22 protein-coding genes are annotated in these 20,402 nt (G+C 62.4%); 17 read left to right on the top strand and 5 right to left on the bottom strand.

The annotated features are described in order from the left end of the window. The first annotated feature begins 2 nt into the window (after window positions 1–2). Entirely contained in the window at window positions 3–830 is an 828-nt protein-coding gene (gene map, locus AC13CE_RS03595; protein WP_482971511.1) for a type I methionyl aminopeptidase, read from the top strand. A 9-nt stretch (window positions 831–839) separates the two neighbouring features. Here map and AC13CE_RS03590 read toward each other — a convergent pair whose 3' ends face one another. The 3 genes from AC13CE_RS03590 to ccmA all read right to left on the bottom strand — a co-directional run bounded on the left by AC13CE_RS03590 (window position 840) and on the right by ccmA (window position 2,748). Continuing rightward, window positions 840–1,409 carry a J domain-containing protein gene (locus tag AC13CE_RS03590; protein ID WP_221537656.1) on the bottom strand — a complete coding sequence of 190 codons (570 nt, stop codon included), beginning with the start codon at window positions 1,407–1,409 and terminating at the stop codon, window positions 840–842. Between the two features lie 101 nt (window positions 1,410–1,510). Further along, window positions 1,511–2,170 carry a heme exporter protein CcmB gene (locus AC13CE_RS03585; RefSeq protein ID WP_482971510.1) on the bottom strand — a complete coding sequence of 220 codons (660 nt, stop codon included), beginning with the start codon at window positions 2,168–2,170 and terminating at the stop codon, window positions 1,511–1,513. Beyond that, a complete protein-coding gene (ccmA, locus tag AC13CE_RS03580) occupies window positions 2,167–2,748 on the bottom strand; it encodes a heme ABC exporter ATP-binding protein CcmA (RefSeq protein WP_482971509.1) in 582 nt (193 codons plus the stop codon). The genes AC13CE_RS03585 and ccmA overlap by 4 nt, the downstream gene beginning before the upstream one ends. Window positions 2,749–2,805: 57 nt before the next feature. On the opposite strand from ccmA, the gene AC13CE_RS03575 reads away from it, so the two are divergent. Further along, window positions 2,806–3,096 (top strand): 4a-hydroxytetrahydrobiopterin dehydratase, encoded by a 291-nt coding sequence (locus tag AC13CE_RS03575; protein ID WP_482971508.1) that lies wholly within the window; start codon window positions 2,806–2,808, stop codon window positions 3,094–3,096. A gap of 3 nt (window positions 3,097–3,099) precedes the next feature. Here the strand turns inward: AC13CE_RS03575 and AC13CE_RS03570 are convergent, their stop codons facing one another. Both AC13CE_RS03570 and AC13CE_RS03565 read right to left on the bottom strand, forming a co-directional pair. Continuing rightward, window positions 3,100–3,906 (bottom strand): SDR family oxidoreductase, encoded by an 807-nt coding sequence (locus tag AC13CE_RS03570; protein ID WP_221537652.1) that lies wholly within the window; start codon window positions 3,904–3,906, stop codon window positions 3,100–3,102. Between the two features lie 15 nt (window positions 3,907–3,921). Further along, complete coding sequence (locus AC13CE_RS03565) at window positions 3,922–4,539, bottom strand: DNA-3-methyladenine glycosylase family protein (protein WP_221537651.1); 618 nt, start codon at window positions 4,537–4,539, stop codon at window positions 3,922–3,924. Between the two features lie 90 nt (window positions 4,540–4,629). Here AC13CE_RS03565 and AC13CE_RS03560 point away from each other — a divergent pair, with 90 nt between their 5' ends. The 15 genes from AC13CE_RS03560 (at window position 4,630) to murC (ending at window position 20,394) form a co-directional block, all read left to right on the top strand. Further along, complete coding sequence (locus tag AC13CE_RS03560; protein WP_160726703.1) at window positions 4,630–4,947, top strand: 2Fe-2S iron-sulfur cluster-binding protein; 318 nt, start codon at window positions 4,630–4,632, stop codon at window positions 4,945–4,947. A gap of 42 nt (window positions 4,948–4,989) precedes the next feature. Continuing rightward, window positions 4,990–6,006, top strand: coding sequence for a cysteine synthase A (locus tag AC13CE_RS03555; RefSeq protein ID WP_482971507.1), 1,017 nt, complete (start codon window positions 4,990–4,992; stop codon window positions 6,004–6,006). A 14-nt stretch (window positions 6,007–6,020) separates the two neighbouring features. Continuing rightward, a complete protein-coding gene (locus tag AC13CE_RS03550; protein WP_482971506.1) occupies window positions 6,021–6,404 on the top strand; it encodes a hypothetical protein in 384 nt (127 codons plus the stop codon). Further along, window positions 6,382–7,143 (top strand): motility-associated ABC transporter substrate-binding family protein, encoded by a 762-nt coding sequence (locus tag AC13CE_RS03545; RefSeq protein ID WP_482971505.1) that lies wholly within the window; start codon window positions 6,382–6,384, stop codon window positions 7,141–7,143. Before AC13CE_RS03550 ends, AC13CE_RS03545 begins: the two co-directional genes overlap by 23 nt. Before the next feature lie 484 nt (window positions 7,144–7,627). Next, a complete protein-coding gene (locus tag AC13CE_RS03540) occupies window positions 7,628–7,990 on the top strand; it encodes a division/cell wall cluster transcriptional repressor MraZ (RefSeq protein ID WP_482971504.1) in 363 nt (120 codons plus the stop codon). Next, entirely contained in the window at window positions 7,987–8,925 is a 939-nt protein-coding gene (rsmH, locus tag AC13CE_RS03535; RefSeq protein WP_482971503.1) for a 16S rRNA (cytosine(1402)-N(4))-methyltransferase RsmH, read from the top strand. The genes AC13CE_RS03540 and rsmH overlap by 4 nt, the downstream gene beginning before the upstream one ends. After that, complete coding sequence (locus tag AC13CE_RS03530) at window positions 8,922–9,440, top strand: hypothetical protein (protein ID WP_482971502.1); 519 nt, start codon at window positions 8,922–8,924, stop codon at window positions 9,438–9,440. Before rsmH ends, AC13CE_RS03530 begins: the two co-directional genes overlap by 4 nt. A gap of 41 nt (window positions 9,441–9,481) precedes the next feature. Next, window positions 9,482–11,194: a peptidoglycan D,D-transpeptidase FtsI family protein gene (locus tag AC13CE_RS03525; protein ID WP_482971501.1), complete on the top strand. Its 1,713-nt coding sequence runs from the start codon at window positions 9,482–9,484 to the stop codon at window positions 11,192–11,194. Next, window positions 11,181–12,671, top strand: coding sequence for a UDP-N-acetylmuramoyl-L-alanyl-D-glutamate--2,6-diaminopimelate ligase (locus AC13CE_RS03520; RefSeq protein WP_482971500.1), 1,491 nt, complete (start codon window positions 11,181–11,183; stop codon window positions 12,669–12,671). The genes AC13CE_RS03525 and AC13CE_RS03520 overlap by 14 nt, the downstream gene beginning before the upstream one ends. Next, window positions 12,668–14,125, top strand: a complete 1,458-nt coding sequence (locus tag AC13CE_RS03515) for a UDP-N-acetylmuramoyl-tripeptide--D-alanyl-D-alanine ligase (protein WP_482971499.1) — start codon at window positions 12,668–12,670, stop codon at window positions 14,123–14,125. The genes AC13CE_RS03520 and AC13CE_RS03515 overlap by 4 nt, the downstream gene beginning before the upstream one ends. Before the next feature lie 15 nt (window positions 14,126–14,140). After that, entirely contained in the window at window positions 14,141–15,211 is a 1,071-nt protein-coding gene (mraY, locus tag AC13CE_RS03510) for a phospho-N-acetylmuramoyl-pentapeptide-transferase (protein ID WP_482971498.1), read from the top strand. Then, window positions 15,208–16,515 (top strand): UDP-N-acetylmuramoyl-L-alanine--D-glutamate ligase, encoded by a 1,308-nt coding sequence (murD, locus tag AC13CE_RS03505; protein WP_482971497.1) that lies wholly within the window; start codon window positions 15,208–15,210, stop codon window positions 16,513–16,515. The genes mraY and murD overlap by 4 nt, the downstream gene beginning before the upstream one ends. Then, a complete protein-coding gene (locus tag AC13CE_RS03500; protein WP_482971496.1) occupies window positions 16,512–17,780 on the top strand; it encodes an FtsW/RodA/SpoVE family cell cycle protein in 1,269 nt (422 codons plus the stop codon). Before murD ends, AC13CE_RS03500 begins: the two co-directional genes overlap by 4 nt. After that, window positions 17,777–18,988, top strand: coding sequence for an undecaprenyldiphospho-muramoylpentapeptide beta-N-acetylglucosaminyltransferase (gene murG / locus AC13CE_RS03495; protein WP_482971495.1), 1,212 nt, complete (start codon window positions 17,777–17,779; stop codon window positions 18,986–18,988). Before AC13CE_RS03500 ends, murG begins: the two co-directional genes overlap by 4 nt. After that, a complete protein-coding gene (gene murC, locus AC13CE_RS03490; protein WP_482971494.1) occupies window positions 18,985–20,394 on the top strand; it encodes a UDP-N-acetylmuramate--L-alanine ligase in 1,410 nt (469 codons plus the stop codon). The genes murG and murC overlap by 4 nt, the downstream gene beginning before the upstream one ends. The last annotated feature ends 8 nt before the right edge of the window (window positions 20,395–20,402 follow it).

The following is a 20,402-nucleotide window of genomic DNA, read 5'->3' as shown; positions in this document are numbered from 1 at the left end:
GCATGACCGAATATCAGGTAATCGACAGCGAGCAGACCGTCTATCGTGACGGCACCATCAAGCTCCATGGACCCGAAGGGTTCGAAGGCATGCGCAAGGCCGGACGCCTTGCGGCAGAAATCCTCGATGAACTGACCGATTTCGTGCAGCCGGGCGTGACCACCGGGCAGATAGACGACAAGGTTCGCGAGATGATACTCGATGGTGGCGCGGCCCCCGCGACCATGGGCTATCGCGGCTACGCACACAGTTGCTGCACCTCGGTCAATCACGTGATCTGCCACGGCATTCCGGGCGACAAGGCCCTGAAGGATGGTGACATTGTCAATATCGACGTGACCCCGCTTCTCGATGGTTGGCATGGCGACACGAGCCGTATGTACTTCGCCGGCGAGCCGGCGCTGAAGGCACGCAAGCTCGTCGATGTAACCTATGAATGCCTTATGCTGGGCATCGAGGCTGCCAGCCAGCCCGGCGCGCGGCTGGGCGATATCGGCGCAGTGATCGAGGCGCATGCACGCCAGCATCGTTACGGCGTGGTGCAGGAATTCTGCGGACACGGCCTTGGCCGACTGTTCCATGACGCGCCCGAGGTGATCCATACCGGTCGCAAGGGTACTGGACCGCTTTTGAAGCCGGGCATGTTCTTCACGATCGAGCCGATGATCAATCTCGGCCGTCCACATGCCAAGATGCTCAAGGACGGCTGGACTGCAGTGACGCGCGACAAGTCGCTATCCGCGCAGTTCGAGCATTCGATCGGCATTACCGAGGACGGTGTGGAAATCTTCACGACAAGTCCCAAAGGCCTCCACCAGCCACCCTATTGAGGGCCTGATTCAGACCTCTCGCGCCGCCTGTTCGAGGAGCAGCTTCTCCTTGGCCGCGCGGCTGTTCGAAATGACATGGTCGACGCCCTCGATCGTGATCGCCAGCTCACTCTGCTGCGTGATTTCGATGAAGCCTTTGGACTTCAGGTACCAGGTGTGAAACTCGAAGCTCTCGTCCGAACAGTCGAGTTCGCGCTGGACATAGTAGGGCATCACGCCCGGTTCGCGGGCATTCTCGCGGCGCTGCTTGTAAAGCGCGAGAAGGATTTGCTCATGCATCTCGGCGTCCTGCACCGCAGTTGCCCCATCGATGACGATATCTTCGCGGGGGGTGCCAGTGGGCTTTTCTCCCCGCTCCAGTATGTATCGCTTGTCGTACTCGGATCGCTTTGCCGGGTCCTTCAGGATCCTGTAGGCTCGGGTCAGCTCTTGAAAGCGCTCCACATCGGCGGTTTCGGTATGGTCGGGATGATAGAGCTGGGCGAAATGGCGGTAAGCCTTTTCGATAATTGAACGCTCGCAGGACGGATCGACCTGCAGCAGTGCGTAAATGTCTACGAACTCCTCGTCTTCTTCCAACGCCCGGTCCCCCTTTGTGTGATCCGATCCGCGCCAGCTTAAAAACTTTGCAACTTGATGTCATCCATTCGGCTGCGCGTCTTGAAAACGGGCGTCGGATCCTAATTCTCTCGCGCTGCGCGAAGGGCCGCTCCCGCGGCGAAGGGCGCGACGGCGCACAAGCCGAGGCTGATCGCCGCAGTCAGCAATAAGGCAGAAGGGCCGGGCCGTGCCAGCGCTCCTGCGCCGAAGATCAGTATCGGCACCGCGAGGGGTATTACCATCAAGCCGGCGAGCGCGGCCCCCCCGCGCATAGTCGCGGAAAGGGCGGCGACCGCGAGACCGACTGCTGCCAGCCCCGGTGTTCCTGCCAGCAAACCAAGCAACAAGGCGCGCGTGGTTTCGCCCTGAAGGCCAAGCAGCGCAGCCGCAGGAAATGTAGCGAGAAGCAGAAGCGGCGCGAAAGCCATCCAGTGAGCGACGAGACGCATCACCATTGCCAGTTCTTCCGATATGCCACGCAGGGCGAACTGGTCGAAAACGCCCGCTTCCAGATCATCCTTCACCAGTTTTTCGAGCGGGAGTATCGCCGCGAGCAGCGCCGCGATCCAGATAATCGCGCCCCCCGTCCGAGCCAGCAATTGCGCGTCGGGGCCAACTGCAAAGGGATAGAGCATGGCGACGGCAAGGAAGAACAGCAGTGGAAGCACGCCGCTGCCGCCGCTTCCGCCAGGCATCAGCAGCCCAAGATCACGCCGCAAGATGGCCAAGGCCGCGCTCATGCTGCGAATTCCTCCAATGCGATGAGTTTTTCGCCGGGTAGGGCGAAAGGCTGATGCGATGCGACAACGGCAATGCCTCCGCCATCGCAATGCTGCGTCACCAGGCTTTCAACGCTTGCTTGCGCCTGAGCGTCTAGTCCGTTGAGCGGTTCATCGAGCAACCAAATCGGACAGTTTCCGGCCAGAAGGCGGGCGATAGCGGCGCGTTTCTTTTGCCCTGTCGACAGGTATCGGACTGGCACATCGAGCAAGGATTCAAGCTGCAGCAATTCCAGCGTTCGTCCATTGTCACGACATCTGTCGAGCTGCGCCCAGAAATCGAGCGCTTTGCCGAGAGGTCGGTTCTGATCGAGGGCGAGGCGCTCGTCGACCAGCCCCATTTCGCCGCTTGACCTGATTTCCCCCGAAAACGGGCGCAATAACCCCGCAAGAATGCGGATGAGGCTGGATTTCCCCACCCCGTTGGCGCCGGTTATCTGTACTGCATCGCCAGGTCCGCAGGTAAGCGAAAGCCCCCTGAATAGCAGCCTGTCTCCGCGTCGGCAGGCAATGTCGGTCGCGGTGAGCTGCGCTTGCATGGTCCGATGCGATAGGCAAAAGGCGCGGCTGCGACAAGCAACAGAGGATTCGCCGATATGGCCGTCGAGGAACTTACCCCCGAAGAACGTGACAGCTGGCTGCGCGCATTGCCGAAATGGTCGCTTACCCGCGAAGGCAAGGCGATCGGGCGTAGCTTCGAATTCGCCGATTTTGCCGAGGCTTTCGCTTTCATGACCCGTATCGCGATTATCGCGGAAAAGCGCGATCACCATCCCGAATGGTCGAATGTCTACAACAAGGTCGAGATCACCCTGACTACGCATGACGCAGGCGGGCTTTCGCTGCGCGACGTCAATATGGCCAAGAAAATCGACAAGATTGCCTGATCGCTACTTGCCCATCGGCCTGACGCTGGCGCGGGTCTGCTGGCGGACCCGTCCGGGCATCCAGCGCGTACCAAAGGCGAGCTTCTTGGCCGTCTGGCCCACGGTAGTGTGCAGTTTCTCGCCATGAACCGCGTTCCAGGCAGCCTCGGCCACGTCTTCGACCGGGGTGATTTCGAGGCCTGCCTCTTTCACCCGCGTCCGGATGTCCTCGTTGCTCCTGGCATTGGGGCTGTGATCGAGCAGCGGAGTTTCGATGAAGCCCGGCATGATCGAACGGACCTTGATGCCGTCTTCGGCCCATTCCCCATCGAGGCTTTCGGTGATCGCCCGAACACCGAATTTAGTGGCCGAATAGACGCTTGCGCCGGGCGTGCCGTAGATCCCAGCCGCGCTGGCCGTGTTGAGCAGGCATGATCCGGGCGCGGTTTTCTGCAAGTGCGGGTAGGCCGCTTGCGCGCCGAACAATACGCCTTTCAGATTGATATCGAGACAACGGGTAATCTCTTCCTCGCTGTTTTCGATCAGAGCGCCGCCGAGGGGGATACCGGCATTGTTCGCCACCACGTCGATCCGTCCGCCTGCCGCAGTGGCGAAGCTGTCGAGAGCGTTGTCCCATGCGGCGCGGTCACGCACGTCGAAAGTGTGCTGATAAACGAATCCGTGGCCGATCAGATCGCGTGTAACCCACATATTGTGTTCGTCGACATCGCCGAGGCCAACGAACCAGTCTCGTTTGCCGAAATGAAGCGCAATGGCCCTGCCGATGCCGGATGCGCCGCCGGTGATGAAGATCGCCTTGCGCGTGCTCATGAAACCTCTCCCAAGTTAGAGCGCAGGATCGGCATAGGCATGCCAGGTGAAGATAGCCATCGCCCCGCGGTGCGGCTTCCACTTTTCCGCCAGCGCGCGCGTTTCCTTTTCGCCGGGGCGTTCGGGCAGGTCGAGCATCTTGGCGCAGGCGGCCTGTACGGCAAGATCGCCCGCCGGCCAGATGTCCGGTCGCCCTTCGGCGAAAAGCAGATAGATTTCTGCCGACCAGCGACCGATGCCCTTGATCCGGGTGAGCTCCGCGATGGCATCCTCGTCGTCCTGCGGCAGGTTCTCGAGGTCCAGTTCCGCGCTCGTCACCAGTTCGCAGAGACTGCGCGCGTATCCCTGTTTCTGTCGCGACAACCCGCAGGCGCGCAATGTATCGAAGTCGCGTGACAGAAGCTCATGCGCGTGCATGTCTTCGCCGAGTTCGGCTTCAAGCTTGCGCCAGACCGATGCCGCCGCCGCCACGCTGACCTGCTGGCCCACTATCGTGCGCAACAGGGTGCGATAGCCCTTCTCGCGAATGCGTTCCTCGGGATAACCGACGCGCGCAATGGCACTGGCCACAACTGGATCATCTGCCGCCACGACATCCAGATGGTGCCGTATCGTTGTTGTCGTCAGCCCCATGGCTATAGCTTGCCTTCCCGCGCTGGTTTGAATAGCAGCGCCCCGCATACGGCTCGCTCAATGGCCATGGCAATACAGGACACGCATTCGATGCCCAAGCTGATCGTTACCACCCGTGAGGGAGAGACTTCCGAGATCGAGGTCGAGGACGGCCTGACAGTCATGGAAGCTATCCGGGACAACGGTTTCGACGAGCTTCTGGCGCTGTGCGGTGGCTGTTGTTCCTGCGCGACCTGCCATGTTCATGTCGATCCGGAATTCACCGGTAAGCTTCCCGAAATGAGCGAGGACGAGGACGATCTGCTTGAAAGCAGCGACCACAGGGTCGATACTTCGCGCCTTTCCTGCCAGATTCCCTTCACCGGCGATCTGGACGGACTGAAGGTTACTATTGCGCCTGAAGATTGATGTTGATTGCGCGGATGGCAGTGCGACACTACGTCCGGAACCATGACACAAGTTCCCGTTCGTGAGCAGACACTCGACCTGATCGGCAATACCCCGCTCGTCCGCCTTGCCGGACCGAGCGAGGAAGCCGGGTGCGACATCTATGGCAAGTGCGAGTTCGCCAACCCTGGTGCCTCTGTAAAGGACCGGGCTGCGCTTTACATCATTCGCGACGCCGAAGCGCGCGGTGAACTGAAGCCCGGCGGCTGCGTGGTCGAAGGTACCGCCGGAAATACCGGCATCGGCATCGCACTGGTCGCCAATGCGCTCGGCTATCGCACGATTATCGTCATGCCGGACAACCAGTCGGGCGAGAAGATGGCCACCCTCCGGGCCTTGGGTGCCGAACTGGTCACCGTTCCGCCGACCAAATATGCCGACCCCAATCATTTCCAGCATGTCTCGCGCCGTCTGGCCGAAGAAACCGAGGGCGCGATCTGGGCGGGGCAGTTCGACAACACGGCCAACCGCAAGGCGCATATCGAGGGTACGGCGAAAGAAATCTGGGAACAGATGGATGGCCGGATCGACGGTTTCACCTGCTCGGCAGGCACAGGCGGCACGATTGCCGGCGTCGGGATGGGGCTCAAGGAATTCGACGAGAATGTCGTCATCGCGCTGACCGATCCCCACGGCGCAGCGCTTTACAACTATTATGCCAATGGCGAACTGAAGGCCGAGGGTTCTTCCGTCGCCGAAGGCATCGGGCAGGGACGCATCACCGGCAATCTCGAAGGCGCACCGATCGATACGCAGTTTCGCGTCCCGGACGAAGAAGGCATCGAATGGGTTGCTCGCCTCCTGCGCGAAGAAGGTCTGTGCCTCGGCCTGTCCAGCGGGATCAATGTCGCGGGTGCGGTGGAGCTGGGGAAGAAGCTGGTTGCGGAGGGGCGCGAGAATGTGCGGGTCGTCACAATCCTCTGCGACACCGGATTCCGTTATCTCTCGACGCTCTACAACGCCGAATGGTTACGCTCGAAGGGCCTGCCGGTTTTCAACTGGCTAGCCGAGGGCGATTGACGGGAGCCTAGCGAGTGCCCAGAATCCCCGGCATGCCGCGCAGTTTCGATCTTACCCGCAGAGCTGCCCCGTCGGGTGAACCTGCCGATGTGCCGCTGGGGGGAACGCGTTCGGAATCGGTCAAGCGGTTGCAGATCGGCATTGGCGGTGTCGTGCTCATGGTGCTCCTGGTGGGTCTCGCAAGCCTGATTCAGGACCGTACACGGGAAGTCGATGCGGCGGCTGTGCCTGCAGCGGCTCCAACGACCGAACCCAGCGAGGCAATCAAGCAGAACGATCCGCTGGTAGAAGCAGGCGTGGTTCCCGACTTACCGGAAAAGCCGCTCCCCGCTTCGCCGCAGTCACCCGCGGTGATTCCCGAGCAAGGGACCTCGAATGACTCGGCGAACCAGCCGTAAGGTTTGTCTTGCCCTGTCCTTCGTCCTCCTTGCTGCTTGCAATGGAGGGTCGGCTCAGGATCAGACGGCTACTTCCGACGGGGGCGAGGGTTCTGTCGAGCGTCTCGGCCTTTTTTCGACCCTGCCCATCTATTGGGGAGAGGGCGGAGACATTGCCTCTATGCTGGAGGGTGCTGGCGAGCACGGCTGGGTTCGCGGTGCATTGGAAGAAGAAGGCGAACTCGTTCCGCTCGATACGCTGGAAGCGGACGCGCTGGACGGACTGAAACGAGTGGTGCTGGCCCAACCTCGTCCGCTGGCACCGTCGGAGAATGTCGCTTTCGACGCCTGGCTGCGTGATGGAGGGCAAGCCTTGATCTTTGCCGATCCGATGTTGACCCAACACAGCGACTTTCCTTTGGGCGATCCGCGCCGGCCTCACGACATGGTGGTGATCTCTCCGATCCTGAGTCACTGGGGGCTCAGATTGCTGTTCGATGAAGAACGGTCCGCCGGTGTCCGCGCGGTGACCGAAAGCGGGATTGAATTTCCAGTAGACCTCGCCGGGCGGTTCGAAGCGCGCGAGGGATCGGCAGATACCGAGTGTTCGATTTCCACCCGAGGGCTGATTGCAGATTGCCGGGTGGGCGAGGGCCGCGTGCTTCTCGTAGCGGATGCGGCATTGCTCGACGACCACTTCGAAGAACCGGCCAGAGGCAAAGCTCTTGGGGCCTTCCTGGATCGCGCTTTCGCTGATTGAGCACTCCTGCGGGAAATCGCGGGACTCGACAGGGGATATTGCGGGAAAAGCCCGCCTCAGCCTGTGCCATCCGAGTGATTCCTTAGCCTTATCCGTGGTCTATGGTGACAATTCAGTAAGGATATCAGAGATTTTCGAATTCATTTATTTATATAAAACAATAAGTTATATTCTTATCCCGTAAAATCCCGCAATTTTCCCTTCCATCCCCGCGTTACCCGCGATAAATCATCCAGACATCGGACATGCCAGTGTCTTTGCGCGAGCCGTAAGCGGTTCGGGCCGCGAGAGCGCCTGCTTTTGCGAAAGGGGGAGGTGTGTCCGGTGAAGAGGATGTCGAACGCCAGCTGGGGACAGGGCAGTGCAATTCGGAGGGTACAGCGGACAAGCCTATTCGCCTGCGGGCGATAAGGGCCGCTTCGTGCTTCCACCGCTGTTCCGAAAGGCCGTGAAGGAAAGTTCCGACGGCCGCGTTCTCTGCCTCATGAAGCATCCCACCTGGAATTGCCTTGTCGGCTTCGGCCTCAGCCGCAAGGCAGAGCTCGACCAGCAGCTCGACCGCGAAGAAGAGATGGCGATCCGTCTCGGCAAGGATTTCGACCGCGACACCCGCGCCAGCCAGCTGTTCGGCTTCGTTGAAATGCCCTTCGACGACAGCGGTCGTTTCGTCATGCCCGATCACCTGCGCACTCTCGGCCGGATCGAGGACGGACTCTATTTTCAGGGCGGTGGCCGTTTCTTTACCCTGTGGAACCCCGCGCAGCTTGCCGAAATGGGCGACGACTGGGCCAGCGCCAAGGCCGCCTGCGAAAGCTTGCTTGCCGATGCGAAGGCGAAGGGTAAATGACCGGCACGCCCCACATTCCGGTTCTTCTCGACGAAGTGATTGAAGCGCTCGATCCGCAGCCGGGCGATGTGCTCATCGACGCGACGTTCGGCGCGGGCGGTTACACGCGCGCACTGCTCGAACGGGGCGCTACCGTTCATGCATTCGATAGGGACCCCGACGCGATTGCTTCGGGTCGCACCTGGCGGGAGACGGAGCAAACTCCGCCCCGCCTCATTCTTCACCCGCACCGATTTTCCGAGATGCTGGATGTCATGCATGCTGCCGGCGTGATGCGCGTTGATGGTGTCGTGATGGACATCGGCGTATCGTCCATGCAGCTCGACCAGGCAGAGAGAGGCTTCGCCTTTTCCGCCGACGGCCCACTCGACATGCGGATGAGCCAGGATGGCGAAAGCGCAGCTGATTTCCTCAATACCGCCGAGGAAAGTCAGATCGCCGATGTTATCTACCAGTATGGCGAGGAGCGGCAGTCGCGCCGCGTGGCGCGCGCTATCGTCGCTGCGCGTCCGCTGGAGACGACTGGTGAGCTGGCCAGTGTGGTGCGCAAGGCCTTGGGTCATAAGCCGCACGACAAGAAGGATCCGGCCACACGGACCTTCCAGGCCATCAGGATTCATGTGAACGGCGAGCTCGACGAACTGTCCCAAGGGCTGTCGGCTGCCGAACATCTTTTGCGTGAAGGGGGCCGCCTTGCCGTGGTCAGCTTCCACAGCCTCGAAGACCGGATCGTCAAGCGCTTCCTGCGCGAGGCATCCTCAACCCCGAGCGCCTCGCGTCACGTCCCCATGGCGGCGCAGGTCGATCCGGTTTTCTTCCCCGTTTCCAAGGCGATCAAGCCCACCGAGGCCGAGATCGCCCGCAACCCGCGCGCGCGTTCTTCGGTGCTGCGCCACGCGGTGCGTACCTCCACACCAGCACGGGAGGCTGCATGATGGCCCAGACTTCGCGCATAAGGCAGATTGGCTGGTTGCTGGTCCTCGGCGCCTGTGTTGCCGCTTTCCTCGCGCTCACCTTCAAGGTGAATGCGGTGAAGAGCGACGTGCGGCTGGTCGAACGCCAGATCATCGCGGCGGAGCGTTCGAAACTGATGCTGGAAACGGAATTCCAGACCCGGGCGAGCCAGCACCAGCTTGCGGCATGGAACCAGGTCGAATTCGGCTATGCGGCGCCGCGCGCCGACCAGTATGTGGAGCACGAACGCCAATTGGCCGCGCTGGGAACACCGCGCGGGATGGATGCGCCGCAGCCGATACGCTTTGCCAAGGCGGACACCGGGCCGGTCGAAGATGACAATCTCTTCGGCGACTGGCTGACCGAAGATGATCGTGAAGGCTCGGCAGCCATGGCGCGCGCAGAACCGCCTACGCGGAGATTGGCGACCAGTCTGGCCCAGCGCCTCGCGCAGCCGACCGTGATTTCGGTAGCTGCGGCCGAGGTCGCCCGGTGAACGCATTCTCCGCTCTCCACGGAGGACCGGGGGCGGTAAGCATGGCAATGGCGAGCGGGCGGGTGCAACTCGTCAGCATTCGCCAGAGATCGCTCGACCTTGCCCGCTGGAGGGTTCTGTGGATTGCTTTGGCTTTTGCGCTTCTCGCAGTGATGGCGCTGAGCCGTATCGTCTATCTCGGCGCGGGCGGTGAAGGCGCACGCGCAACTTCGCTCGAAGCGGCGCTGCTCCCCGATCGCGGTGAGATCGTCGATCGCAACGGCGTACCGATGGCGCGCGCTTTCCCGGCCTATGCGTTGTGGTTCAATCCGGAAGCTCTGGGTGAGGATGAGGCCCCGCTCGTGGCCAAACCGGCAGAAGTCGCCGCGCAGTTGAAAGCCATTTTCCCTGACCTCGACGAGAAAGCTGTCGCGGCACAACTTACCAGCGGCAAGGCGGGATACATCCGCCGCCGTCTCCTACCCGAAGAGGCAAATCGGGTGCAGGACATCGGCGAACTCGCCCTTGAAATGCCGATGGAAGAGGACCGCCACTATCCGCAAGGGCAGATGGCGGCCCATGTCCTCGGCTATGTCGCTGCGGACGGCAGGGGCCGGGTGGGTATGGAGCAAGTCTTCGATGAGCATCTGTCGAACCCGTTGACTCGCGGCACGCCGGTCGCGCTTTCGGTCGATGTACGAGTGCAGGGCGCGCTCGAAGACGAACTGCGGCGCGGCATGAAGTTAACGCAGGCGCAGGGCGGTGCGGGTATCGTCCTCGATGTGGATACGGGCGAAGTGCTTGCACTTGCCTCTCTGCCCGAATTCGATCCCAACAAGATCGATGCCGAGGGGCAGAAGCTGATGTTCAACCGGGTGACGAACCAGGTCTACGAACTGGGCTCTACTTTCAAGCCATTGACGGTGGCGGCGGCTATCGACGCGGGGGTCATTCGCGATCTTGGGCGGCGGTTCGACGCCTCGCCGGTCAAAGCTGGCCGATTCACCATCCGTGACAGCCACGCAATGGGACCGACGCTCAATACAGTCGAGACGCTGATACACTCCTCGAATACCACCAGCGCGCGGATTGCCGACGAGTTGGGACCTGAACGGCTGCGCCAGTACATGATAGATCTCGGCATGAACAGGAGGCCCGAAATCGAATTACCCGCCAAAGGCTTCCCGTTGTGGCCGGGCGACAAATGGGCGCGTCTGACCAATATGACGGTCGGTTTCGGTCACGGCATCGCGGTTACCCCACTGCATCTCGCCAGCGCCTATGCCACCATGGTCAACGGGGGCGTTTACCGCCCTGCCACGCTGAAGAAGCTCGGTCCGGGCCAGGCTCCCAAGGGTCGCCGCGTGTTCAAGGCTTCGACCTCCAGCCGGATGCGCCAGATGATGCGGGCAATTGCAGTGTACGGTACGGGCCGCAATGCAGATGCCCCGGGTTACCGCGTCGGCGGCAAGACCGGCTCGGCCGAAAAGCCGGGCGGAAAAGGCGGATATCGCCGCACCGCGCTGGTTTCGACTTTTGCCGCCGCCTTCCCGATGGACCGCCCACGCTATGTCATTATCGCCATGCTCGATGAGCCCAAGGGGACGCTTGCCAGCTCCTACCAGCGGACTGCCGCCTGGAATGCCGCACCCATTGTCGGCCGTCTCGTTCCGCGTATCGGCCCTTTGATCGGCGTGCGCCCTGACGACACGCGTGATATCGATATCTCCGCCATCACCCCGCTGATCCCGGAGGCGCGGAATGAAGCTGAGTAAGATTTGCGCCAATGCCGGGATCGATTGCCGCAATGCCGGAGATATAACCGTTACCGGCTTCGCTATCGACAATCGCAAGGTCGCGCCCGGTACCGTGTTCGGCGCTTTTCAGGGCATGCAGGCAAATGGCGAGGATTTCATTCCCGCGGCAATCGGCGCAGGAGCCGTCGCCGTTGTAGCGCGGCCGGAAGCGGCCGTCGAAGGCGCCATCCACATCGTCAGCGACAACCCGCGCAAGTGCTTCGCCGAAATGGCGGCGCAGTATTTTACGCCCGTGCCCGAGCACATTGTTGCGGTTACCGGAACCAACGGCAAAACATCCTGCGTCGAGATGACCCGTCAGATATGGCGTATGTCGGGCGAACGCGCGGCGAGCATCGGCACGCTTGGCGTCACCACGCCCGACGAAAGCGTTTCGACCGGGCTGACGACGCCCGATATCGTCACTTTCCTTTCGAATATGAGCGGTCTGGCGCGCGAAGGCGTTACCCATGTCGCCTATGAGGCGTCTAGCCACGGCCTTTCGCAATTTCGCAATGAAGGCATTCCGGTCGAAGCCGCCGGATTCACCAATTTCAGCCGCGATCACCTCGATTACCATGCCGACATGGAAGACTATTTCGCGGCCAAGATGCGGCTTTTCGACGAGGTGGTCTCGGAAAATGCGACGGCGGTTGTGTGGATGGGCGCAGGCGACAGCGGTTGGAACAGGCGCGTTGTCGAGCATGCTGAGAAGCGCGGGCTCAGGATCATGACGGTGGGCGAGCAGGGCGAGGATATCCGGCTCACACGCCGCGAACCGACCCAGCTTGGGCAATCGCTAACGGTGCAGCACGAGGGCGCCGAAAGGACCATCAACCTACCTCTGATTGGTGCCTACCAGGTCTCGAATGCGTTGATTTCCGCGGGTTTGGCGCTTGCTAGCGGTATCGATACGAGCAAGGTCTGGGATGCAGTAGCGCGGCTCCAGCCGGTGCGCGGACGCCTCGAACGTGCGGTCATCGCGCCCAGCGGCGCGCCCGTTTACGTCGACTATGCCCATACATCGGACGCCTTGGAAGCTGCGATTCAAGCGCTTCATCCGCATGTTCAGGGCCGACTTATCACCGTATTCGGCGCAGGCGGCGACCGCGACCACGGCAAGCGCGCGCCAATGGGCGAAGCTGCGGCCAAGGCCAGCGATGTCGTTATCGTGACGGACGACAATCCGCGCGGCGAAGAACCTGCGGAAATCCGCCGCCAGGTGCTTGAAGGCGCGCCTCAAGCGCGCGAAGTGGCCGGGCGTCGCGAAGCCATCCATGCAGCCATTGCCGAAGCGGGCAAGGACGACATCGTTCTGATCGCGGGCAAGGGCCATGAAACGGGTCAGATCATCGGATCGGGAGAAAACATGCGGGTCCATCCCTTCGACGACGTGGAAGTCGCACGCGAATGCGCGGCGCTGATTGCCAAAGCCGGCAATGGCGGTACCGCATGAGCGCCGCCATCCTGCGCCACCCGGCCTATATGGAATGGCCTGCCGATCCGCGCGATCGCCTGCCCCTGACGCTGTGGGACGCAAAGTCCATCGCCGAGGCGGTGAACGGCACCGCCAGTTGCGATTTCCAGGTCGCCGGGGTCGAGATGGACAGCCGTGACGTGGTGGGTGGCGATCTCTTCGTTGCGCTGAAAGGCGAGGCGATGGACGGACACCGCTTCCTCGACAAGGCTTTCGCAAATGGCGCCACCGCGGCGATAGTCGACCGCCCGGTCGACTATCCGCATATCCTTGTAGAGAACACGACCGATGCGCTGAAGGCGCTTGCCCGCGCCGCCCGCGACCGGACCGAAGCGAAGATCATCGGCGTCACCGGTTCGGTCGGCAAGACCGGCGTCAAGGAAGCCATTTTCGCATCGCTCGAACGCGCCAGTCGCGGCGCTGCGCACCGTTCGACGCGGAGCTACAACAACCATGTCGGCGTGCCGCTCAGCCTCGCGCGCATGCCAGCGCGCAGCCGTTTCGGCATCTTCGAAATGGGCATGAACCACGCCGGCGAGATCGAGGGGTTGACCACACAGGTCCGCCCGCATGTCGCGGTCATCACTACCATCGCGCCCGCACATATCGAGAACCTCGGATCGATGGAGGCCATTGCCGAGGCCAAGGCGGAAATCTTCGCCGGTCTCGAGCCGGGCGGGATCGCGGTGATCCCTGCGGACAGCGAACATACCGAGCGTCTCCGTCTCGCCGCATTGCGAGTGGGGGCCAAGGTTGTCAGCTTCGGGCGTTCGCCCAATGCGGATATGCGCCTGCTCGATGCAATTCCGAGCGCGAACGGCGGAAGTCTCGTCACCTGCGAATTCGATACGGGCCGGCTGTGCTACACTGTGGCCGAGCCGGGCGATCACTGGGTGATCAACTCGCTTGCAGTCATGGCGGCGGTGCGCGCGGCGGGCGGCGACATGGCCGCTGCCGGACTCGCACTTGCCGAGATGGGCGGGCTCAAGGGGCGCGGGGCACGCCACGGCATCGATGTGCCCGGCGGCAAGGCGCTGCTGATCGACGAAAGCTACAATGCCAATCCCGCCAGCATGCGCGCCACCTTGGCGCAGCTCGGCCAGACACCTTCGGCTCGCCGGATCGTCGTGCTCGGATCGATGAAGGAACTCGGCGACTTTACCGATGGGTTCCACGGGGCCCTCTCCGAACCGCTGATCGCGGCCGATGTCGACTATGCGGTGCTGGTAGGCGACGAGATGCGCGCACTGGCCCGCGAACTGGGGAAACCCGCCTTCAACTCGCTTGGCAAGCCGCTCGAGTGGGAGCATTGCGATTCAGCCGAGGAGGCTATCGCGCGGCTGGAGGAATTCGGGTTGATTGCCGGAGACGCCGTGCTGGTCAAAGGCTCCAATTCGGTCGGGCTGGGCAAGCTCGTGGACCACTTTACCTAGGAGCCGACGAGGCCGATGCTGTATCTCCTCGCCGAGTATTTCAATTTCGAAGGGCTGTTCAACCTCGTGCGCTACCAGACGGCGCGCGCGGGGGCGACGTTGCTGACGGCGCTATTGATCGGCCTGGTTATCGGGCCGCGCTTCATTGCCATGCTGCGCGTGCGACAGGGCAAGGGCCAGCCCATCCGCGAGGACGGCCCCCAGACCCATCTCGCCAAGGTCGGCACGCCCACCATGGGCGGGCTCATGATCCTGGTGAGCCTGTTCATTTCGCTGATGCTGTGGATGGACCTCAGCAATCCTTTCATCTGGGCCTGTCTCGCGGTGACCGGCGGCTTCGGCCTGATCGGGTTCCTCGACGATTACGACAAGGTTTCGAAGGCCAGTCACCGGGGCGTTTCGGGCAAGGTCCGCCTACTGTTCGAATTCGGCGTGGCGGGGATCGCCAGCTATATCATCGTCAGCCAGATCAATACCTTCGTCTATGTTCCCTTCGTCAATGACTTCGGGATCGAACTGGGGCCGCTCTATTATGTGTTCGCCGCCACGGTGATCGTGGGCGCGGGCAATGCGGTCAATTTGACCGACGGGCTGGACGGGCTGGCGACCATGCCGGTCATCATCGCGGCGGGCACCTTTGCGGTGATCGCCTATCTGGTCGGCCGTGTGGACTATTCGAGCTATCTCGGCATCCCTTACGTCGAGGGCGCGGGCGAGCTGGCGATCTTCTGCGCGGCGATCATGGGTGCGGGGCTGGCCTTCCTTTGGTTCAACGCGCCGCCTGCCGCAGTCTTCATGGGCGATACCGGCAGTTTGGCGCTCGGCGGCGCGCTGGGCGCTATCGCCGTGGCAACGCATCACGAGATCGTTCTGGCGATCGTCGGCGGCCTGTTCGTCTTCGAGGCGCTGTCGGTGATCATTCAGGTCTTCTGGTTCAAGCGAACGGGGCGGCGGGTCTTCCGCATGGCTCCTATCCATCACCATTTCGAGCAGCTCGGCTGGTCGGAGAGCAAGATCGTGATCCGCTTCTGGATCGTCGCTATCGTGCTCGCACTCCTGGGGCTGGCAACGCTCAAGCTCAGATGATCACCTCGCCCGCCTGGAAGGACAAGAAATACGCGGTGCTCGGCCTCGCGCGGTCCGGCCGGGCGACGGTCGAGGCGCTGCTGGCTGCCGGAGCCGACGTGCTGGTGTGGGACGACCGCGCCGAAGCGCGTGAGCCCTTTGCCGGACGCTGCGCCGTAGCTGACCCGCTGGAGGCCGATCTTGCCGGCTATGCAGGCGTGGTCGTCAGCCCCGGCGTCCCACTCAATACCCACCCGATAAAGCGCCATGCCGACAATTTCGGCGTACCGGTGATCGGCGATATCGAACTCTTCGCGCAGGCGAGGGGCGACCTGCCGCCGCATAAGGTCGTCGGGATTACCGGCACCAATGGCAAGTCGACCACCACCGCGCTGGTTCACCACATCCTGAAAGAGGCGGGCGTGCCGACCACCATGGGCGGCAATATCGGCCTGCCGATTCTCGAGCAGGAGCCGCTTCCGGAGGGCGGGGTCTATGTGCTGGAGCTGTCGAGCTACCAGATCGATCTGACTTATTCGCTCGATTGCGACGTTGCGGTACTGCTCAACATCACGCCCGATCATCTCGACAGATATGATGGCGACTTCGCGAAATATGCTGCGAGCAAGTCGCGCCTACTGGCGATGCAGACGCGCGGTCATAATTCGATCGCCCGTGTCACAGATGCGCGCGCACTGGGCCAGTTTGCCGAAGGCACTATTGCCAGTATCCTCGAGGATGTCCTGGGTAACAGGGGCATCGCACCTAGCGAACAGTCGAAATGGCCGTCGCTGCAAGGGCCGCACAATCTAGAGAACGCGGCAGCGGCCATAGAGGTTGGCGACATTCTGGGCCTCTCGGGTAACGCCATACGCGCCGGGCTCGAAAGTTACCGAGGTCTCCCGTACCGCATGGAACGCGTCGCCGAAATTTCCGGCGTCGCCTACGTCAATGACAGCAAGGGAACCAACACCGCCGCCTCCGCCCCCGCGCTGGCAGCGTTCGACAACATTCACTGGATCCTCGGCGGGCTGGCCAAGGAACCCGGACTGGGCGAATGCGAGGCCGAACTGCCCCACGTCAAAGCTGCCTATACCATCGGCAAGGCGGGGCCGGACTTCGCTGCCCTGCTCGACGGTCGCGTTCCGGTGGAGCAATGCGGCACGCTCGATCGCGCGGTGGCTCGCGCCGCAAGTCGCGCGGCCAGCGGCGACACCGTGCTCCTCTCTCCCGCCTGCGCCAGCTTCGACCAGTATAGCGATTTCGAAGCGCGTGGTGACCATTTCCGCGAACTGGTTGAGGCCCAAAGGGAAAAAGCGCAATGACCGCCACGCAGCCCTTCGTTCCCGGCGCGAAACGCAAGCCTGCGCATATCCCGGGCGGCAAGCTTTCCCGCTGGAGCCAGCTGAAGATCTGGTGGCGTGAGATCGACCGCGTGCTGCTGGGCCTCGTGCTGCTGCTGATGACGCTGGGCACCATCGCCGTTGCCGCCGCCAGCCCGGCGAGCGCGGACCGGCTTTCTACCTCCAGCGAGATACTCGATCCGCTGTACTTCTTCTACCGCCACCTGGCGTGGCAGGTAATCGCGCTATGCGTGATGTTCGGCGCTTCCCTGCTCAGCCGCCAGAATGCGCGGCGTTTCGGCGTGATGCTTGGCGCGGGCATGCTCGGCCTCTTGTTTCTCGTCCCGTTCATCGGGGTGGAGATCAACGGTGCGCGGCGCTGGATTTCCATCGGCATGCAGTTCCAGCCATCGGAATTTCTGAAGCCCGCCTTCGCCATCGCACTCGCCTGGGTCCTTTCGTGGCGAATGCGCGATCCGAACCTGCCTGTGCTGTGGATCGTGACGGGGCTTACCGGCCTGATTGGCGCGCTGCTGATGATGCAGCCGAATTTCGGCGAATTCATGCTGTTTGCGGGCGTGTGGCTGGTCATGATCCTGCTGGCGGGCATGCCGATGAAGCGGCTGGGCATCGTCATTGGCGGCGGACTGTTCCTGCTCACCGCGACCTATTTCCTCTATGACAATGCGCGCCACCGCATCGATGCCTTCTTCGGCGGCGGCACGGCTTACGATCAGGTCGACCTTGCCAGCCGCACCTTGCTGGCGGGCGGCTGGACCGGCGCGGGATATGGCCTCGGCCTGCGGAAGATGAGCCTGCCCGAAGCGCATACCGACTATATCTTTTCGGTCATCGGCGAGGAGTTCGGCCTTATCGTCTGCGCCTTCATCGTGCTGGTCTATCTGGCGATCGTCGTGCGCGTACTGATGCGCCTGTTCGACGAGGAAGACCTGTTCGCGCTGCTGGCGGGTACTGGCCTCGTCGCGCTGCTGGGCGGGCAGGCATTCATCAACATCCTCGTCAACCTGCAGCTTTTCCCCTCCAAGGGTATGACGCTGCCACTTGTCAGCTATGGCGGTTCGTCCACCATCGCGGTTTGCCTTGGCGTCGGCCTGCTGATCGCGGTAACGCGCCGCAATCCCTATCTCAAAACCACGACGAGGGGACTTGGCGACCTGCTGGGCATCGGGCAGGGGGACGCGATGAATACGCAAGAGGCGCGCATGACGCGCGAAATCCACCAGTGATCACCTCCAATCGCCATTATGTGCTGGCTGCCGGAGGGACCGGAGGCCACCTGCTGCCCGCCTTCGCGCTGGCTGTAGAGCTGGAGCGCCGCGGCCATCATGTGGCGCTGATCACCGACGAGCGGGGCGCGCAGATACCCGGCAAGCCCGATTTCATGCCTGCCCATGTCCTGCCCGCAGGCCGTTTCGGCAAGAACCCCCTGCAATGGGTGAAGGGGCTGATGGCGGTCCTCGAAGGGCGCAAGATGGCGCTGCGGCTGTTCGACAGTTTCCAGCCCAGCGCGGTGGTCGGCTTCGGCGGCTATCCCTCGCTGCCCGCAATCCTCGCTTCGACCTCTGCCGATATTCCCACCGTGGTCCACGAACAGAACGCGGTACTTGGCCGGGTCAACCGCCTGCTGTCGAGCCGGGTGCAGGCCATCGCCACCGCCTATCCCGACGTGCAGCGACTGAAGCCCGCACATCGCGGTAAGGTGCATCTCGTCGGCAATCCCGTGCGCGCGCAGGTGCTCAGCCTGCGGGACGAACCCTTCCCGCCCTATGGCGAAGACGGGCTTCTGCGCGTGCTGGTGACCGGCGGCAGCCAGGGTGCCCGCGTGCTCTCCGAAGTGGTGCCCGACGGGCTCGCCATGCTTCCTCCCGCCATCCGGCAGCGGCTGCAAGTCACGCAGCAGTGCCGCCCCGAAGATCTCGATGCGGTGCGCGAGCGCTATCGCAATCACGGCATTCCCGCAGAACTCGCCACCTATTTCGAGGATATGGCGACGCGGCTGGCCGATGCGCATCTGTTCATCGGCCGGGCGGGTGCTTCGACGATTGCCGAACTGACTGCGGTAGGGCGTCCTGCGATCCTCATCCCGCTGCCCATCGCAACCGACGACCACCAGGCTGCCAATACAAGAGAGATGGTCAAGGCCGGTGGTGCACGGATGATCCGGCAGGACAAGTTCGAGGCCAAGGAGCTCGCCAAACAGATCCGCGTGCTGGCGGACGATCCGCAGGGTCTGTCCAACGCCGCCCATGCGGCATGGAACTGTGGCCGTCCGAAGGCCGTAGAAGACCTTGCCGACCTCGTCGAAAGTTTCGGCGGGGCGGACATGATGGATGTGATCCGCGTGGGCGGAAACAATGCCCGCGGTGCTACCCAGGGGCAGGTCGCAGGCCAGGGAGCAAAGAAACTGAGCGCGAAGCGGGAGAGCGCGGAATGAAGGGCGTACCAACCGATATCGGCACGATTCACTTTGTGGGGATCGGCGGCATCGGCATGTCGGGCATCGCCGAGGTGATGAACAATCTCGGCTACACCGTGCAAGGCTCGGACATCAGCGAAAGCGCGACCGTCGAGCGTCTGCGAGGGCAGGGCATCGCGGTGAAAATCGGTCACGATAAGGAAAACGTCGAAGGCGCGGCGGTGGTCGTCACCTCCACGGCCGTCAAGCGCACCAATCCCGAGGTCGCGCATGCGCTGGAAAACCGTATTCCCGTGGTACGCCGCGCAGAAATGCTCGCCGAACTGATGCGCCTTAAATCCACCATCGCAGTGGCGGGAACGCACGGCAAGACTACCACTACCAGCATGATCGCCAGCCTGCTCGACTGCGGCGGCATCGATCCCACCGTCATCAATGGCGGCATCATCGAACAATATGGTTCGAACGCCCGACTCGGCGATAGCGACTGGATGGTGGTCGAGGCCGACGAGAGCGACGGCAGCTTTCTGCGGCTCGACGGCACGATAGCGGTCGTCACCAATATCGATCCCGAACATCTTGACCATTACGGCGATTTCGACGGGGTGAAGGATGCCTTCGTCGAGTTCATCCACAACGTGCCCTTTTACGGAGCGGCGGTGCTGTGCATCGACCATCCCGAAGTGCAAGCGGTGATCGGCAAGGTTCGCGACCGCAGGGTGATTACCTATGGATTCAACCTCCAGGCGGATATCTGCGGCGTGAATGTCCAGCCCCACGAGGGCGGCAACCGCTTCGATGTGATCGTGCGCCAGCGCGGGGAGGAAGACCGGCGGATCGAGAATGTCTGCCTGCCCATGCCGGGTCGCCACAATGTCCAGAATGCGCTTGCCGCGATTGCCGTCTCTATCGAGATGGGCTGCCCGGACGAGGTGATCTGCAACGGCTTTTCCAGCTTCGGCGGAGTGCGTAGGCGCTTCACCAATGTCGGCAGCGTGGCCGGGGCGACGATCATCGACGATTACGGCCATCATCCGGTCGAAATCCGCGCGGTTCTGTCCGCAGCGCGCGAGGCGGCGCGCAATCGCGTGATCGCTGTCATGCAGCCGCACCGCTATACGCGCCTTCACGATCTGATGGACGACTTCCAGAGCGCGTTCAACGAGGCGGATCAGGTCTATGTCACGCCGGTCTATGCCGCGGGAGAAGAGCCGATCGAGGGTGCGAATGCAGCTGCTCTTGTCGAGGGCCTCAAATCGCGTGGCCACCGCTCCGCCATGACGGTAGAGGATCGCGAAGATCTTGCGAGAAAGCTCGCCGCCGATATCGAGGAAGGCGACCTTATCGTCTGCCTCGGCGCGGGCGACATTACCAAATGGGCTGCCGGTCTTGCCGATGCGATCGCCGCGGAGCGCGGGGTGTAATGGATCAG

Source organism: Qipengyuania sp. B-5 (genome assembly GCF_056857815.1).
This window is presented reverse-complemented; position numbering and strand designations above follow the sequence as displayed.

Excerpts from the sequence above, each read along its gene's own strand:
- AC13CE_RS03565 (WP_221537651.1), bottom strand. The coding sequence starts at position 4,539 with ATGGGGCTGACGACAACAACGATACGGCACCATCTGGATGTCGTGGCG.
- AC13CE_RS03555 (WP_482971507.1), top strand. The coding sequence starts at position 4,990 with ATGACACAAGTTCCCGTTCGTGAGCAGACACTCGACCTGATCGGCAAT.
- AC13CE_RS03560 (WP_160726703.1), top strand. The coding sequence starts at position 4,630 with ATGCCCAAGCTGATCGTTACCACCCGTGAGGGAGAGACTTCCGAGATC.
- mraY (WP_482971498.1), top strand. The coding sequence starts at position 14,141 with ATGCTGTATCTCCTCGCCGAGTATTTCAATTTCGAAGGGCTGTTCAAC.
- AC13CE_RS03520 (WP_482971500.1), top strand. The coding sequence starts at position 11,181 with ATGAAGCTGAGTAAGATTTGCGCCAATGCCGGGATCGATTGCCGCAAT.
- map (WP_482971511.1), top strand. The coding sequence starts at position 3 with ATGACCGAATATCAGGTAATCGACAGCGAGCAGACCGTCTATCGTGAC.
- ccmA (WP_482971509.1), bottom strand. The coding sequence starts at position 2,748 with ATGCAAGCGCAGCTCACCGCGACCGACATTGCCTGCCGACGCGGAGAC.
- AC13CE_RS03585 (WP_482971510.1), bottom strand. The coding sequence starts at position 2,170 with ATGAGCGCGGCCTTGGCCATCTTGCGGCGTGATCTTGGGCTGCTGATG.
- AC13CE_RS03575 (WP_482971508.1), top strand. The coding sequence starts at position 2,806 with ATGGCCGTCGAGGAACTTACCCCCGAAGAACGTGACAGCTGGCTGCGC.
- AC13CE_RS03525 (WP_482971501.1), top strand. The coding sequence starts at position 9,482 with ATGGCAATGGCGAGCGGGCGGGTGCAACTCGTCAGCATTCGCCAGAGA.
- murD (WP_482971497.1), top strand. The coding sequence starts at position 15,208 with ATGATCACCTCGCCCGCCTGGAAGGACAAGAAATACGCGGTGCTCGGC.
- AC13CE_RS03545 (WP_482971505.1), top strand. The coding sequence starts at position 6,382 with ATGACTCGGCGAACCAGCCGTAAGGTTTGTCTTGCCCTGTCCTTCGTC.
- murC (WP_482971494.1), top strand. The coding sequence starts at position 18,985 with ATGAAGGGCGTACCAACCGATATCGGCACGATTCACTTTGTGGGGATC.
- rsmH (WP_482971503.1), top strand. The coding sequence starts at position 7,987 with ATGACCGGCACGCCCCACATTCCGGTTCTTCTCGACGAAGTGATTGAA.
- AC13CE_RS03515 (WP_482971499.1), top strand. The coding sequence starts at position 12,668 with ATGAGCGCCGCCATCCTGCGCCACCCGGCCTATATGGAATGGCCTGCC.
- AC13CE_RS03500 (WP_482971496.1), top strand. The coding sequence starts at position 16,512 with ATGACCGCCACGCAGCCCTTCGTTCCCGGCGCGAAACGCAAGCCTGCG.
- AC13CE_RS03540 (WP_482971504.1), top strand. The coding sequence starts at position 7,628 with ATGAAGCATCCCACCTGGAATTGCCTTGTCGGCTTCGGCCTCAGCCGC.
- AC13CE_RS03530 (WP_482971502.1), top strand. The coding sequence starts at position 8,922 with ATGATGGCCCAGACTTCGCGCATAAGGCAGATTGGCTGGTTGCTGGTC.
- AC13CE_RS03570 (WP_221537652.1), bottom strand. The coding sequence starts at position 3,906 with ATGAGCACGCGCAAGGCGATCTTCATCACCGGCGGCGCATCCGGCATC.